The 14,255-nt window shown below is 61.6% G+C and carries 15 protein-coding genes; 6 read left to right on the top strand and 9 right to left on the bottom strand.

Annotation, left to right across the window (positions count from 1 at the left end; all coding sequences use genetic code 11):
* Positions 1-10 precede the first annotated feature (10 nt).
* Together Q0X85_RS07180 and Q0X85_RS07175 are read left to right on the top strand one after the other, a co-directional pair.
* On the top strand, positions 11-1,192 hold the full coding sequence (locus Q0X85_RS07180; RefSeq protein ID WP_297770950.1) for an ABC transporter permease: 1,182 nt from the start codon (positions 11-13) through the stop codon (positions 1,190-1,192).
* A 101-nt stretch (positions 1,193-1,293) separates the two neighbouring features.
* A complete protein-coding gene (locus Q0X85_RS07175) occupies positions 1,294-2,973 on the top strand; it encodes a GMC family oxidoreductase N-terminal domain-containing protein (RefSeq protein ID WP_297770909.1) in 1,680 nt (559 codons plus the stop codon).
* Here the strand turns inward: Q0X85_RS07175 and Q0X85_RS07170 are convergent.
* Together Q0X85_RS07170 and Q0X85_RS07165 are read right to left on the bottom strand one after the other, a co-directional pair.
* Entirely contained in the window at positions 2,903-3,520 is a 618-nt protein-coding gene (locus tag Q0X85_RS07170; RefSeq protein WP_297770906.1) for a TetR/AcrR family transcriptional regulator, read from the bottom strand. The genes Q0X85_RS07175 and Q0X85_RS07170 overlap by 71 nt on opposite strands.
* 111 nt (positions 3,521-3,631) lie before the next feature.
* Entirely contained in the window at positions 3,632-3,790 is a 159-nt protein-coding gene (locus tag Q0X85_RS07165) for a hypothetical protein (protein WP_297770904.1), read from the bottom strand.
* 167 nt (positions 3,791-3,957) lie between these two features.
* Between Q0X85_RS07165 and mbfA the strand changes: the two genes are divergently transcribed.
* The gene (gene mbfA / locus Q0X85_RS07160; protein ID WP_297770947.1) at positions 3,958-4,935 is read left to right on the top strand and encodes an iron exporter MbfA; all 978 of its coding nucleotides are present in this window, start codon (positions 3,958-3,960) and stop codon (positions 4,933-4,935) included.
* A gap of 21 nt (positions 4,936-4,956) precedes the next feature.
* Here the strand turns inward: mbfA and Q0X85_RS07155 are convergent, their stop codons facing one another.
* The 6 genes from Q0X85_RS07155 to greA form a co-directional block, all read right to left on the bottom strand.
* Positions 4,957-5,406, bottom strand: coding sequence for a GNAT family N-acetyltransferase (locus tag Q0X85_RS07155; protein WP_297770902.1), 450 nt, complete (start codon positions 5,404-5,406; stop codon positions 4,957-4,959).
* Positions 5,396-5,974 carry a tRNA (adenosine(37)-N6)-threonylcarbamoyltransferase complex dimerization subunit type 1 TsaB gene (gene tsaB, locus Q0X85_RS07150; protein WP_297770901.1) on the bottom strand — a complete coding sequence of 193 codons (579 nt, stop codon included), beginning with the start codon at positions 5,972-5,974 and terminating at the stop codon, positions 5,396-5,398. Before tsaB ends, Q0X85_RS07155 begins: the two co-directional genes overlap by 11 nt.
* Positions 5,964-6,527, bottom strand: coding sequence for a NifU family protein (locus tag Q0X85_RS07145; protein WP_297770900.1), 564 nt, complete (start codon positions 6,525-6,527; stop codon positions 5,964-5,966). Before Q0X85_RS07145 ends, tsaB begins: the two co-directional genes overlap by 11 nt.
* A gap of 91 nt (positions 6,528-6,618) precedes the next feature.
* Positions 6,619-7,074, bottom strand: coding sequence for a universal stress protein (locus Q0X85_RS07140; protein ID WP_297770898.1), 456 nt, complete (start codon positions 7,072-7,074; stop codon positions 6,619-6,621).
* An 82-nt stretch (positions 7,075-7,156) separates the two neighbouring features.
* Positions 7,157-8,170, bottom strand: a complete 1,014-nt coding sequence (locus Q0X85_RS07135; RefSeq protein ID WP_297770896.1) for a hypothetical protein — start codon at positions 8,168-8,170, stop codon at positions 7,157-7,159.
* Between the two features lie 15 nt (positions 8,171-8,185).
* The gene (gene greA, locus Q0X85_RS07130; RefSeq protein ID WP_297770894.1) at positions 8,186-8,656 is read right to left on the bottom strand and encodes a transcription elongation factor GreA; all 471 of its coding nucleotides are present in this window, start codon (positions 8,654-8,656) and stop codon (positions 8,186-8,188) included.
* Positions 8,657-8,934: 278 nt separating this feature from the next.
* Between greA and Q0X85_RS07125 the strand changes: the two genes are divergently transcribed.
* The 3 genes from Q0X85_RS07125 to Q0X85_RS07115 all read left to right on the top strand — a co-directional run bounded on the left by Q0X85_RS07125 (position 8,935) and on the right by Q0X85_RS07115 (position 13,227).
* Entirely contained in the window at positions 8,935-10,584 is a 1,650-nt protein-coding gene (locus Q0X85_RS07125; protein WP_297770892.1) for an electron transfer flavoprotein-ubiquinone oxidoreductase, read from the top strand.
* Between the two features lie 110 nt (positions 10,585-10,694).
* A complete protein-coding gene (locus tag Q0X85_RS07120) occupies positions 10,695-12,416 on the top strand; it encodes a tetratricopeptide repeat protein (RefSeq protein ID WP_297770890.1) in 1,722 nt (573 codons plus the stop codon).
* Positions 12,394-13,227, top strand: a complete 834-nt coding sequence (locus Q0X85_RS07115; protein WP_297770887.1) for a 4-(cytidine 5'-diphospho)-2-C-methyl-D-erythritol kinase — start codon at positions 12,394-12,396, stop codon at positions 13,225-13,227. The genes Q0X85_RS07120 and Q0X85_RS07115 overlap by 23 nt, the downstream gene beginning before the upstream one ends.
* Here the strand turns inward: Q0X85_RS07115 and Q0X85_RS07110 are convergent.
* Positions 13,220-14,221 carry a polyprenyl synthetase family protein gene (locus tag Q0X85_RS07110; protein WP_297770945.1) on the bottom strand — a complete coding sequence of 334 codons (1,002 nt, stop codon included), beginning with the start codon at positions 14,219-14,221 and terminating at the stop codon, positions 13,220-13,222. The genes Q0X85_RS07115 and Q0X85_RS07110 overlap by 8 nt on opposite strands.
* Positions 14,222-14,255 lie beyond the last annotated feature (34 nt).

The following is a 14,255-nucleotide window of genomic DNA, read 5'->3' as shown; positions in this document are numbered from 1 at the left end:
CATGAGCGTCATGACACTCACACCGATTGAGAAGAAACCACTCTCCTTTGCGCTGCCGGTGATTGGCGCGGCGGGGGCCTTTGCCGGTCTCTTTGTCGGCACCTCGCATGGTTCGGGCCTGATGGGCATCGTCGTCGGTGCCGTGGCGCTGATGGCGCTCGGCTTTGTCGCGTTGCAGGTCCTCGGGCTGAGCATGGAAAAGCCCGTCCGCTGGGGCATCATTGCTCTCTTTACCATTGCGGGCGTGTTGCTGGCAGGCGTGCCGGGCTTCGTGCTCGGGGTGCTGTTCGGTTGGTTCTTCGCGTTCTTCATCTACTGGATCGGCGAGGGACGATATCGTGCCAACCTCGCGCCGTACCTGACCGGCGGTCAGGTGCTGTGGCATTATTCCTTCAGGGTTCTCTGTGGCGCGATCTTCGTCTTTCTGATCACACCCATCCTCGTGGTCATGCCGCTCAGCTTCAATGCCGAGAACTTCTTTACCTTCACGCCGGAAATGCTGCGCTTTGACCCCGCGGGCTACAGCCTCAAGCATTACGAGGATTTCTTCACCTCGAGCGGCTGGCAGCAGGCGCTGCGCAACTCGCTGGCCATCGCACCGGTGGCGACGCTCTTGTCGGTCAGCTTCGGCACTCTGGCCGCGATTGGCCTGAGTTCCGAACATGTGCCGTTCCGCCGTGCGATCATGGCGATCCTGATCTCTCCGATGATCGTGCCGCTGATCATCTCGGCGGCGGGGATGTATTTCTTCTACAGCCGGATCGGCTTGCAGGGCACCTATATGGGGGTCGTGCTGGCCCATGCCGCCTTGGGCATTCCCTTCGTCATCATCACCGTGACGGCGACGCTGGTGGGCTTTGACCGCTCGCTGACGCGGGCGGCGGCCAATATGGGCGCGGACCCGGTGACGACGTTCTTCCGCGTACAGATGCCGCTCATCCTGCCCGGCGTCATCTCGGGCGGTCTCTTCGCCTTCATCACCTCGTTCGACGAGGTGGTGGTGGTGCTCTTCGTCGGCTCGGCCAATCAGCAGACCCTGCCGTGGCGCATGTTCACCGGCCTGCGAGAGCAGATCAGCCCGACGATCCTCGCTGTGGCGACAATCCTTGTGGCGATATCCATTGTTCTGCTGGCGACGCTCGAAATGCTGCGCCGCCGGTCCGAGCGTCTGCGCGGGATGAGCCCGGGCTAAGACGCCCCCATACAAACATCCAAAGCCCGGCGCATGACGTTGCGTCGGGCTTTTGCGTTGTCGGGTGTTCAGCATAGGCTCTGCCGCAGGAGGATGGGCAGATGCGCTATGATTTCATCATCGTCGGCGGCGGTTCCGCAGGCTGCGTCATGGCCGCGCGGCTGAGCGAAGACCCATCGGTCAGGGTCTGCCTGATCGAGGCGGGCGGCTCTGGGCGCGATCTTCTGATCCGCGCGCCTGCGCTCGTGGCGGCGATGGTGTCGGGGCGGCCCAAGCTCAACAACTGGGCGCTGCGGACTGTGCCGCAGCCTGGCCTCAATGGACGACGTGGCTATCAGCCGCGTGGCCGCGCGCTTGGCGGATCGAGCGCGATCAACGCCATGCTCTATGTGCGGGGTCACCCGCGCGATTACGACGAATGGGCCGATCTGGGCTGTGACGGCTGGGACTGGCAGAGCGTGCTGCCGTGGTTCCGCCGGGCCGAGCGTAACGCGCGCCTGTCGGATGACCTGCACGGGCAGCACGGCCCGTTGCAGGTCACGGACCAAGACGCCCCGCGCGCCGTGTCAGAGGCGTTCATATCCGCCTGCGAAAGCCTGCAAATCCCCCACAACACCGATTTCAACGGTGCCCGGCAGGAGGGCGCGGGCATGTTTCAGGTGACGCAGTATTTCGACGGCCCCAACCGAGGCGAGCGGTGCTCGGTTGCGGCGGCCTATCTCTTTCCCGCGCTCGCGCGAACAAACCTGACCGTAATCCGCAATGCGAGGGCCGAGCGGGTGCTTCTCGACGGCAAGCGCGCCACCGGCCTGCGCTATCGCCACAAGGGCCGCGTGCAAGAGGTGCAAGCCACACGCGAGGTGATCCTTGGCAGCGGCGCCTTCGGCTCGCCGCATCTGTTGAAGCTCTCAGGGATTGGCCCGGCGGAGGAGTTGCAGGCCCATGGCATCTCGCCCCGCCACGACCTGCCCGGCGTGGGCGAGAACCTTCAGGATCATCTCGATTACACCCTGTTGGAACACTCACTCAGCGATGATGTGGTCAGCCTCGATCCCAGGGGGCTATGGCGAATGGCTCGGGCGGGTCTTGCATGGCGCAAATCGGGGCAAGGACATTTCACCTCCCCCTATGGCGAGGCCGGGGCGTTCCTGCGTTCAAAACCGGGCCTCGACCGGCCCGACCTGCAACTGCATTTCGTGATCGGGGTGGTCGATGACCACATGCGCAAGCTGCACTTCAGGCCCGGCTATTCTTGCCATGTCTGCGTGCTGCGGCCCCATAGCCGGGGGCGCGTCACCCTGCGCTCGGCGCGCGCAGGCGATCCGCTGCTGATCGACCCGGCGTTCCTCAGCGACCCGCGCGATCTTGACCTGCTTAAGCGTAGTGCGCGGCGGGTGGACGAAATCCTGCGCGCCCCGCCGCTCGATACGTGGCGCAAACGGCGGCTCTATCCGCATGGCGGGAGCGATGCCGCACTGGAGGCCGACATTCGCGCGCGCGCCGACACGATTTATCACCCGGTGGGCACCTGCGCGATGGGGCGGGGCGAGATGGCCGTGGTCGACGGCGAGGGCCGCGTGCACGGCATGGAGGGGCTGCGCGTGGTGGATGCCTCGATCATGCCGCGCCTTGTCGGGGGCAATACCAATGCGCCCACCATCATGATCGCGGAAAAGATCGCCGGGGACATGACCGGGCGCAGGCCTGAGGTCAGGCGCGGTAACGCGCCAGGAACATCTCGACCGCGCCATTCACGACGCGCTCCACATCGGCCTCGGTGATCTCATCACACATCCCGCACAGCGAGCGGATGAACAGATCGCCCTTGCAAAGCTCCCCGAACTGGTTGGCGGCCAGATCCATGTCGTCGATCCGCAGCACACCCGCCTCGACATAGGGTTTCAGAACCATGCTCATACGCTCGCGCACGAGCGCGGGGCCCGAGGCATAGAACCGTTTGCCAAGCTCTGGGAAGCGGTGCGATTCCGATACGCAGATGCGAAACACCTGCTGGCCGAAATCCGACAGGAAGAAGTTTACGATCCGGCTCGCGGCCTCATGCAGCACATGCTCGATCGCAGCACCCTTGCCGATCACTTCCAGCGCCTCTTCGGCCTGCCGGTTGCATTCGACCCGCGCCACCTCGGAAAACAGCAGACGCTTGTCGGGGAAATAGCTGTAGAGCGTTGCCTTCGAAACCTGCGCCTCGCGCGCGATCTCGTCGACGCTCGCGCCCTCAAACCCGTCACGCATGAAAATGCGCCGCGCCCCGTCGAGCACCTGATCGAACTTGCGCCCTTTTTTGATTTCCGCGGCCGTTGCCGACATTAAACCCCTCCAGACAGGTCTGGACAGTGTAGTCGGGCCGGGCGGATATCCGCAAGCACATCTGCGTGCGCGGCAAGGGCGCGGGCCACCTGATCAGCGGCCCGGCGGAATTTACTTGGAGATCCCGCCCTGATCCTTGGTGACCGGCTGCGGCGCGGGGTCGGGATAGGTCAGGGTCGGGGTCAGGCTGCTCATATCCACACTGAAGGCCAGCACGGGTGAGGCGGCCAGAGAAAGGGCGAAGACAAAGGCGGTAAAGGTCGGTTTCATGGTAAGCTCCATAACTGAACTGTTTCGTTCACTTAATATCTAAACCGATCAGTTTAGAATTCAAGAGAAAAGTGAACTGACTGGTTCACTTTAAGTATCTGTGATTTTGACCATTGAACATTCCACCTGCGCACGTAAGTTAGAACTATTCTAAAATGAGGTTCGCAATGATTCCCGGTTTTTCCTCCCGCCGCCGCTTCAGGGATTTGTCCGAGCAGGAAATCCTCGCCCTCGCGATCTCGTCCGAAGAAGACGACGCGCGCATCTACCGCTCCTATGCCGAGATGCTGCGCGCCGACTATCCCGACAGCGCCGCCATGTTCGACGGCATGGCGCGCGAGGAGGACGGCCACCGACAACGCCTGATCGAGTTGCATCGCTCTCGCTTTGGTGACGTGATCCCGCTAATCCGCCGCGAGCATGTGGCGGGCTTCTATGCCCGGCGCCCGATCTGGCTGGTGGAAAACCTCGGGATCGAGCGCATCCGCGACGAGGCCGAGGCGATGGAGCACGACGCCGAAGCCTTCTATCTCAAGGCCGCCCAGCACAGCCGCGACGCCGCCACCCGCAAGCTCTTGGGTGATCTCGCCGCCGCCGAGGCGGGCCACCAGACCCGCGCCGAAGAGTTGCAGGAAGAACATCTGAGCGGCGACGCCCGTGACGCCGAGGACCGCACCTCCAAGCGGCAGTTCTTGCTGACATGGGTGCAGCCGGGCCTTGCCGGGCTGATGGACGGTTCGGTCTCGACGCTGGCCCCGATCTTTGCCACCGCCTTTGCCACTCAGGACACCTGGACGACCTTTCTCGTCGGGTTGGCGGCCAGCGTCGGTGCCGGCATCTCCATGGGCTTTACCGAGGCCGCAAGCGATGATGGCGAGCTATCGGGGCGGGGCAGTCCGTTCAAGCGTGGTCTCGCCTCGGGCGTGATGACCACTGTGGGCGGCCTTGGCCACGCGCTCCCGTATCTCATCCCGGATTTCTGGACCGCCACGATCATCGCCTTTGTCGTCGTCTTTGTCGAACTGTGGGCGATTGCGTGGATCCAGAACAAATACATGGAAACCCCGTTCTTTCGGGCGGCGTTTCAGGTGGTTCTGGGCGGCGCATTAGTCTTCGCGGCCGGGGTCTTGATTGGCAGCGGATAGACGATGACGCCAGAGCCAGGATCAGACCACGCCGGATGACGCATCTCCACCCTGCGCGGCCAAACTTTTGCGCAGGACAAGAGCATCCGAAGTCTCTCCATTCTGACGGACATAGTACGCCGTGCGTCGCGCGGCCTCTGTATAGCCTGCGCCATCATAGAGCGCGCGTGCCGGCAAATTGTCCTCCGCCACTTCGAGGAAGGCGACGCGCGCGCCACGCAAAGCGGCCTCGCGCTCGAATGCGGCGAGACAGGTGCGCGCGAGCCCGGATCTTTGGTGTGCAGGCGCGGTTGCCAACGTAAGCAACTCCGCCTCATCCGCAATCACGCGACCAAGCGCAAACCCGCGCGCATCCCCGGTGACAAACACGAGTGGACTGTCAACAAGCGCGTTGAACTCTACGTTGGACCAAGCCCGCCCGATGCCTGCAAAGGCGCTTGAATGGCAGGCCGCCATATCCTCAGGCGTCATCCAAGATCACCGGGGGAACATCGCGAGCAGGTGCCGCATCAGCAGGGCGGACATAGAGCGGTGCCGGCAACCCGGCATCGGCCGGAGCTGTCGCTGCAATCCACCCGATCCTCTCGGCCAGAGTGAGGGCTATGGGTGGCAGGACGGGCTGATCAACATCCGCCATCGCCACAAGTTCCGGCGTTTGGCCGGGCCTCTGCACATAACCCTGAGCACGTGGCGCCGGGACACAGGGTGTACCCCGCTCGGCCCCGAGTCGGATCACCGCCAATGTGCTCACGCCGATCGCGGGAATATCAAGGCTCAACGCTAAGCCACGCGCCGCCGCGACCGAAATCCGGATACCGGTGAAATTGCCAGGCCCGATCCCGACACCAATACGCGCCAAATCCTGCCACCGGGCGCCGCCCTCTGTGAGCAGTTCTTGCAGCAAGGGCATCAGCCTTTCGGCCTGCCCACGTGCCATCTCTTCAGCATGCAGAGCAATCGTGCGGTCACCAGACAGCAAAGCGGCCGCGCAATGCGCGGCCGATGTGTCAAATGCCAGTGTGAGTGGTTCAGACCCCAACAGGCCGCACCTCTGTTACCTCCGGGATATAGTGGCGCAGGAGATTCTCGATCCCCATTTTCAGGGTGATGGTGGACGACGGACACCCGGCACAGGCGCCCTGCATGTGCAGATAGACCACGCCACGCTCGAACCCGTGAAAGGTGATGTCGCCGCCATCCTGTGCCACGGCAGGGCGCACGCGGGTATCAAGCAGCTCTTTGATCTGGCCAACAATCTCGGAGTCCTCGCCACTGTGATCGGCATGGCCGGATGCGACACCACCGTCGCCCAGCATCACGGGCTGACCGGACTGGTAGTGCTCCATGATGGCACCCAGAATCGCGGGCTTGATATGGTCCCAGTCGGTAGCCTCGTCCTTGGTCACGGTCACGAAGTCATTGCCAAAGAAAACGCCTGCTACGCCCGGCACCTTGAAGATGCGTTCGGCCAAAGGTGATGTGTCAGCGCCCTCGGGGGTCGGGAAATCCGCAGTGCCAGCGTCCAACACGGTTTGCCCGGGCAGGAACTTGAGCGTCGCGGGATTGGGGGTGGATTCGGTTTGGATGAACATTGCAGCGCCCTTTCGTGTTGGCTCAGATATGCGCCCCGGCAGCGCGCAAGTCAAGGTTTGGAACCATTCTAAACTGAAAAGCTGCGATGATTCAGGTGATCGCCTCAAGCCGTTCCTTGCTCAAATCGCCGGGCACTATGGTAATGGGAATGGGCAGGGTGCCAGCGGTTTTGGTGAGCTGTGTCACCAGGGGACCCGGCCCCTTCTTGCCCGTCGCGGCCCCCAGGACGAGAACACCGATTTCCGAATCATCGCGCACCTGCGCGATAATCTCGTCAGTCGGCTCACCCTCGCGGATCACAAGCTCTGGGTCGATGCCTTGCTTGTCGCGCATCCATTTCGCGAACACTTCGAAATGCGCCTCGATCCGCTCGCGCTGCTCTTCGCGCATCAGATCGCCAACGCCGATCCAGTGGTTGAACTCCTCGGGCGGGATCACGGCGAGGATTTCAACCCCGGCCCCGGTATGGGCGGCGCGCATGGCAGCAAAGCGCATGGCATTGAGACATTCGCGGCTGTCATCCAGCACGACGAGAAACTTGCGCATCGGTCTTATCTCCTCAGGCACGCATCATGCCGTGCTTTTGTGGCGGGGGCAACACGACTGATCAGGTGGCGCGTCGGATCACTCAGTCAAACGTGCCTGCAACCCGACCAAGCAACATGAACGCACGCGCAGTGCGAGTCTCGGAAAGCTCCGATACCTCGGCATCGGTTGCAGTCTCTGCAAACTGCGTGAACATCCGGTCAAACAAACGCAGAAAATGATGTGCCGCATCGCGAAAGATCGTGTCTTGCTTCATGCGCGCCGCTGTCAGCGCAAGGGACGAACGATCCCGAATCCCGCCAAGCGCCGCGATGGTGCGCCCGCGCTCGCCCTCCGCAAAACGACGCCAGATTTCGGGGCGGGACATGTCCGGGCGCAGGTCATCCATATAAATGCCATCATGCGACATCAGCGTGAGAATATCCTGCGAGGCCCGAACCAACTGGGCCGTGGGCCGATCCTTGAGCGCGCGGCGTAGCGCGGCAAACCCGGCCTTGTCCTCGGGGTTATCCGGGAAATTGAGCGCGCGAATGAAATCCATGCGTTCCAATGGCGGCTGTATGTCCTCGGCCGAGGTGCCAAGCGGGAGCGCGACCTGATCACTCGGATCTGTCGGCGATGGCGCAGGTGCCAACACAGGTCGTGGTTCTGGCTGATCTGCGCGGGTTGTCGAGAAGGTCGCAAGCGCAGTCTCGGTCTTGCGTTGCGCTGCCGCGATCTCGTCAAGCTTCTGGCTTACAGTCTTGTCGACCGTCTGGCCGAGCGTCTGGCTCTGCGTCACATAGGCTTGGCGGATCGCATCTATAGCCGCCCGCAAACGGCGGCTTTCCTCTCGCATGACCCGGCTGGTCCGCGCCGCCGTAGCCCCGACCCAGATCATCGCGACAGGCATGAACACCGCAATCAGGATGATCACGAACTGCAACGCCCCGCCATCTGTCTCCACCCGCGGCGCCAATAACAGGAAAAACACCGCGGTTCCCACAAGCCACAGGAGCGACAGCGCCAATGCGATCAACTCGATTGACGTAATCCCTTCGGAGTCCGGCTTGGTTTCAAAGCCCTTCCCAGGGCCACTGTCGCTGCTGGGGCGCATGTGTCAGCCGCCTAATCAAATGTAAGCGATCTTTAGCACTTCGTAGGACCGATCTCCACCGGGCGTATGGACCTCGACGCTGTCGCCCTCTTCCTTGCCGATCAGAGCACGCGCAATCGGCGATTTTATGTTCAAGAGACCCTTTTCGATGCTGGCCTCGTATTCGCCCACGATCTGATAGGTCTTCTCCTCGTCGGTATCCTCATCGACGAGTGTCACCGTCGCCCCGAATTTGATCGGCCCGGACAGCTTGGCAGGGTCAATCACCTCGGCGAGGCTAAGAATACCCTCGATTTCCTTGATGCGGCCTTCGATGAAAGACTGTTTTTCCTTCGCCGAGTGGTACTCGGCGTTCTCGCTAAGATCACCATGCTCGCGCGCCTCGGCGATGGCCCGGATGATCGCCGGACGCTCGACCGACTTCAGCTGCTTCAGCTCGACCTCAAGCCCGGCATGGCCGCCTGCTGTCATCGGAATTTTTTCCATTGCGTCCGTCCATTGTCAGAAGCGGGGCCGCTGGATAGCAGGCCCCGTCATTGCACTTGTTCAGTTTCGATCCAGATTGCCCGAAGCCCATGCCCGATTGCAAGTAGAGATGACGAGGCTCGGCGGTTTCATGGTTTCATACGTGACAAATTGCCGTTTTCCATGTGGTTTTACGTCGTGTTTCAATTGACGCTTGCCGCGCGGGCAAGATACTCACACTCGCAACTTTGTTGTGTAGAGGTTCTGGCCCCACAGCGCCCCGAAAAAGGATGAGGACGATGACCGATATGACACGCGAAACGATGGAATATGACGTGGTGATCGTGGGCGCGGGCCCGGCCGGGCTATCGGCTGCGATCCGCCTGAAACAACTTGACCCCGACTGCGAGGTGGTTGTGCTTGAAAAAGGCTCCGAGGTGGGCGCGCATATCCTGTCGGGCGCAGTGCTCGATCCGTGCGGCCTAGACGCGCTGATCCCGGACTGGAAAGACAAGGGCGCACCACTCAACACGCCGGTGAACGACGACAATTTCTACATGCTGGGTGAAGGCGGCAAGGTCCGTATCCCCAACTGGCCGATGCCGCCGTTGATGAACAACCACGGCAATTACATCGTCTCGATGGGCAATGTCTGCCGCTGGATGGCCGAACAGGCCGAGGAACTGGGCGTCGAGATTTTCCCCGGCATGGCCTGCTCTGAAATGGTCTATGGCGACAACGGCGAAGTGAAGGGTGTCGTGGCTGGCGAATTCGGCAAGAACGAGGACGGCACGCCCGGCCCAAGCTATGAGCCGGGAATGGAACTTCATGGCAAGTACGTGTTCTTGTCCGAGGGCGTACGCGGCAGTCTCGCCAAGGAGGTCATGGCCAAATACGATCTGTCGAAGGACAAGGAACCGCAAAAATTCGGCCTCGGCATGAAAGAGATCTGGGAGGTGGACCCTGCCAAGCATCGCGAGGGCAGCGTCACTCATACGATGGGCTGGCCGCTTGGCAGCAATGCCGGTGGTGGCTCCTTTATCTATCACCTTGAGAACAATCAGGTTTATGTCGGCTTTGTGGTGCATCTCAATTACCAGAACCCGCATCTTTACCCCTACATGGAATTCCAGCGTTTCAAGCATCACCCGATGGTTGCGGAGCTGCTGAAAGGCGGCAAGCGGGTGGCGTATGGTGCGCGCGCCATTACCGAGGGCGGCTATCAGTCGATGCCCAAGATGGTGGCCCCGGGCGTCGCGCTTCTGGGCTGTTCGGTCGGCATGGTCAACGTGCCGCGCATCAAGGGCAATCACAATGCCATGCTCTCGGGCAAGGCGGCGGCGGAAGCGGCGCATGCGGCCATGGCTGCGGGCCGCGCCAGCGACGAACTCAATGAGTACGAAACCGAGGTGCGGACAGGCGCGATTGGCAAGGATCTCAAGAAGGTCCGCAACGTCAAGCCGCTCTGGTCAAAATACGGGCTTCTGGCCTCACTCACTGTCGGCGGCCTCGACATGTGGACCAACACTTGGGGCTTCAGCCTCCTCGGGACGCTCAAGCATGGCAAGACCGATGCCGAGGCCACGGGGTTGGCCGTTGCGCATAAAAAGATCGAATACCCCAAGCCGGATGGTAAGCTGAGCTTTGACCGACTGACCAATGTGAGCTTTTCCATGACCAATCACGAGGAAAGCCAGCCCGCGCACCTGCACCTGAAGGACCCCAATGTTCCCGTGGTAATCAATCTGCGGAATTACGCCGAACCGGCACAGCGCTATTGTCCGGCGGGCGTCTACGAGGTGGTGCACGAAGACGGCAAGGAGCCACGCTTCGTCATCAATTTCCAGAACTGCGTGCATTGCAAGACTTGCGACATCAAGGATCCCAGCCAGAATATCAACTGGGTCACACCACAGGGCGGCGACGGGCCAAATTACCCGAATATGTAACCATCGCGTGATAAACAGGTGGCGGCGCAGCAAAAGGGCTGCGCCGCATTGCCTTGGGGGGGTTGGCATATTACCTTTGCGGGAAATTGAACGAAAAAAGGCAGGACAGCTTGACATTCAGAACCTTCCCGGCGCTCGCATTGACGGCTCTTTTGCAGGCCGCGCCCGTGCCTGCCCTCGCCGACGCCGCACCCGGTGCCTATCTCGCCGCGCGGCAAGCGCGCGCCACGGGCGATTTTGCGGCCGCCGCCAAATACTACGCGATGGCACTTGCACGCGATCCTGCCAACCCTTCTATGCTCGAGAATGCGACTGTCGCCTATCTTGCACTTGGTCAACTCGATCAGGCAGTTGCCATCGCCCGCAAGATCGAGGCCGACGGGCTGCGCAGCCAAGTGACGCAGATGGCGCTTGTGGCAGACGAGACGCGCAAAGGCGAATGGGAGGCACTGCTGTCTCGGGTCAAGGACAATCGGGGCGTGGGAGATTTGGCCGACGGCTTGATTTCCGCTTGGGCCGATCTGGGCAAAGGGGATATGACCTCGGCCTTGACACGCTTTGATCGCGTCGCCGAGGAGCGTGGCCTTCGTAGCTTTGCAATTTACCACAAGGCGCTGGCACTTGCCTCCGTCGGTGATTTCGAAGGTGCCGACAAGGTGTTCAGCGGCGAGGCAGACGGCCCGATCCAGCGCACGCGGCGCGGCGTCATCGCGTGGGCGCAGGTGCTCAGCCAACTTGACGAACAGGACCGCGCCGTAAAGATCATCGATGACACCTTCGGCACGGATCTGGACCCCGAAATCATGGCGTTGCGCGCCAGGCTCACATCCGGCGAGCGCCTGTCGTTCGAGTTGGTCAACAGTCCGGCAGACGGGATTGCCGAAGTATTCTTCTCTCTCGGCCGCGCGCTCATGCAAGAGGCCAATGACGAATATATCCTGATCTACGCGCGTGTCGCCGAGATGATCAAACCCAATCACGTCGATGCCATCCTCATGGCCGCCGAACTGTTGGAAAGCCTGGAACGGTTCGATTTGGCGATCCAGGCGTTCAAAAAGGTGCCGCGCAGTCATCCCTCTTATCATCTGGCCGAATTGGGGCGCAGCGACGTATTGCGCCGTATCGAAAAGCCTGATGCCGCCATCGAAGTTCTTGAGCAACTGGCCGAGAATTACCCCGACCTCGCTACCGTGCACGTCGCGGCGGGTGATCTTTATCGCTCGCAAGAAGAGTTCGCTTCGGCGGTCACCGCTTATGACCGCGCCCTCGCCCTTTACGAGGCGCGTGGCAACGACCAATGGTTTGTGCATTACGCCCGCGCCATCAGCCACGAGCGCCTTGACAACTGGCCCGAGGCCGAGGCTGATTTCCGCCGCGCGCTGGAGTTGAACCCAGACCATCCGCAGGTGCTGAACTATCTTGGCTATACCATGGTCGAGAAACGCGTAAATCTTGACGAGGCGCTCGAGATGATCGAAAGGGCCGTGGCTGCACAGCCCGAGAGCGGCTATATCGTGGACAGCCTCGGTTGGGTGCTTTACCGGCTTGGCCGTTACGAGGAGGCCATAGGACATATGGAGCGCGCGGCAGAATTGATGCCGACCGACCCAGTCGTAAATGACCATCTGGGCGACGTTCTGTGGGCCGTTGGGCGCAAGGTTGAGGCGCGCTTTCAGTGGAAACGCGCCCTCTCGCTGCACGAGAGCGGACCCTCGCCCGATCTGGAACCAGATCGCGTGCGCCGCAAGCTGGAAGTCGGGCTCGATCAGGTTCTGTCCGAAGAGGGCTCCGAGCCACTGAGAGCTGCGGATGCCACACCCGCCAATAACTGAGACAGCCCCGGCCAAAATAAACCTGACATTGCACGTCACCGGGCGGCGAGACGATGGCTTTCACTTGCTGGATTCACTGGTTGTTTTTGCCGATTTGGGCGATATCCTGACGATTGTACCCGCTGACCAGAACAGCCTGACCGTGATCGGGCCAATGGCGCCGGGCGTCCCCGAGACTCAGGACAATCTCGTGCTGCGCGCGGCAGCGATGATGGGTCAACGCGCCCACATGACGCTCGACAAGCAACTGCCATCCGCAGCGGGCATCGGCGGTGGCTCCAGCGATGCCGCAGCCTGCTTGCGTGGCCTGTCTAGAATGAGCGGCGAGACACCTCCGGACGACGTGCTGCGCCTCGGGGCCGATGTGCCGGTTTGCCTGTTGGCACGATCGGCCCGGATGCGGGGCATTGGCGAAGACACCCAGCCAGTGCCCAACCTGCCGACGCTACACGCAATTCTGGTAAATCCCGGCGTTCCGGCATCCACGCCGGCGATCTTTCGACGCCTCCGACAGCGCGACAACCCCGCCATGCCCAACGATTTGCCCACCTGGCCCGATACTATGGCACTGATCCGCTGGCTCGCGTGTCAACGCAACGATCTTCAAGATCCGGCGCTGGAGGAGGTCCCGGTCATTACTGATGTTCTGGAAGATATCGCAGCAACGTCGGACTGCGGCCTCGCGCGCATGTCAGGCTCGGGTGCGACCTGCTTCGGCCTCTACCCCGAGGCCATCAGCGCGGCCAACGCCGCAACTGCCCTAAGTGCCAAGCGGCCCGAATGGTGGGTGCGCTCCGTACGGCTCAGCTGATACGCGCCACCACGTAATCGGCCAGATGGTCCAGCATCTCGCGGACCGGATGCGCGGGCAAGACTCGCAAAGCGCCTCGCGCTTTGGCGACCCACTCCTGCGCATTGTCACGCGTCTGATCCAAAGCCGCGTGTTTGTCCAGAAGGTCAAGCGCGTGTGCCAGATCGCCCTCGCGCTGATCGCCCTTTTCGATGACCCTCCGCCAAAAAGCCCGCTCCTCGACATCCGCTGCCGCGATCGCCTTGATCACCGGCAGCGTCAGCTTGCGTTCGCGAAAATCGTCTCCTACGTTTTTTCCCGTCGCCTTAGCGTCGCCTTGATAATCCAGCAGATCATCCACGATCTGAAAGGCGATACCAAGCGCATCACCATATTCAAAAAGCGCCTTTACCTGATCCTCCGGTGCGCTGGCGATCACGCCACCCACCTCTGTTGCCGCAGAAAACAGCGCCGCTGTCTTGCCACGCACCACCTGAAGATAAATATCTTCGGTCGTCGCCAGATCCTGTGCCGCACTCAGTTGCAGCACCTCACCCTCGGCGATCGTAGCGGAGGCATTTGCCAGAATATCCAGAACTCGAAGTGAACCGGGTTCGACCATCAACTGAAACGCGCGCGCGAACAGGTAGTCGCCCACCAGTACGCTCGACTTGTTGTCCCACAGAAGGTTGGCGGTAGGCCGCCCACGGCGCTGCGCGCTCTCGTCCACCACGTCGTCGTGCAATAGCGTGGCGGTGTGAATAAACTCGACCGTCGCTGCCAGATGAACGTCGTAAGGTCCGTCATAGCCACACAGATCAGCCGTCGCAAGCGTCAGCATCGGGCGCAGCCGCTTGCCGCCCGCCTCTACCAGATGTGCGGTCACTTGTGGAATACGCGGTGCATGGCGCGATGCCATACGATCACGGATCAACGTGTTGACCGCCTCCATCTTGCCCGCGAGATGCGCGGCCAGTTGTTCATGCGGTTTCGTCGCGGTCTCGTCCAATCCCATAACACTCCCGTCAACACGGCTCGACATAGCACAA

It is taken from the genome of uncultured Roseovarius sp., from assembly GCF_947259555.1.
GTDB lineage: Bacteria > Pseudomonadota > Alphaproteobacteria > Rhodobacterales > Rhodobacteraceae > Roseovarius.
This window is presented reverse-complemented; position numbering and strand designations above follow the sequence as displayed.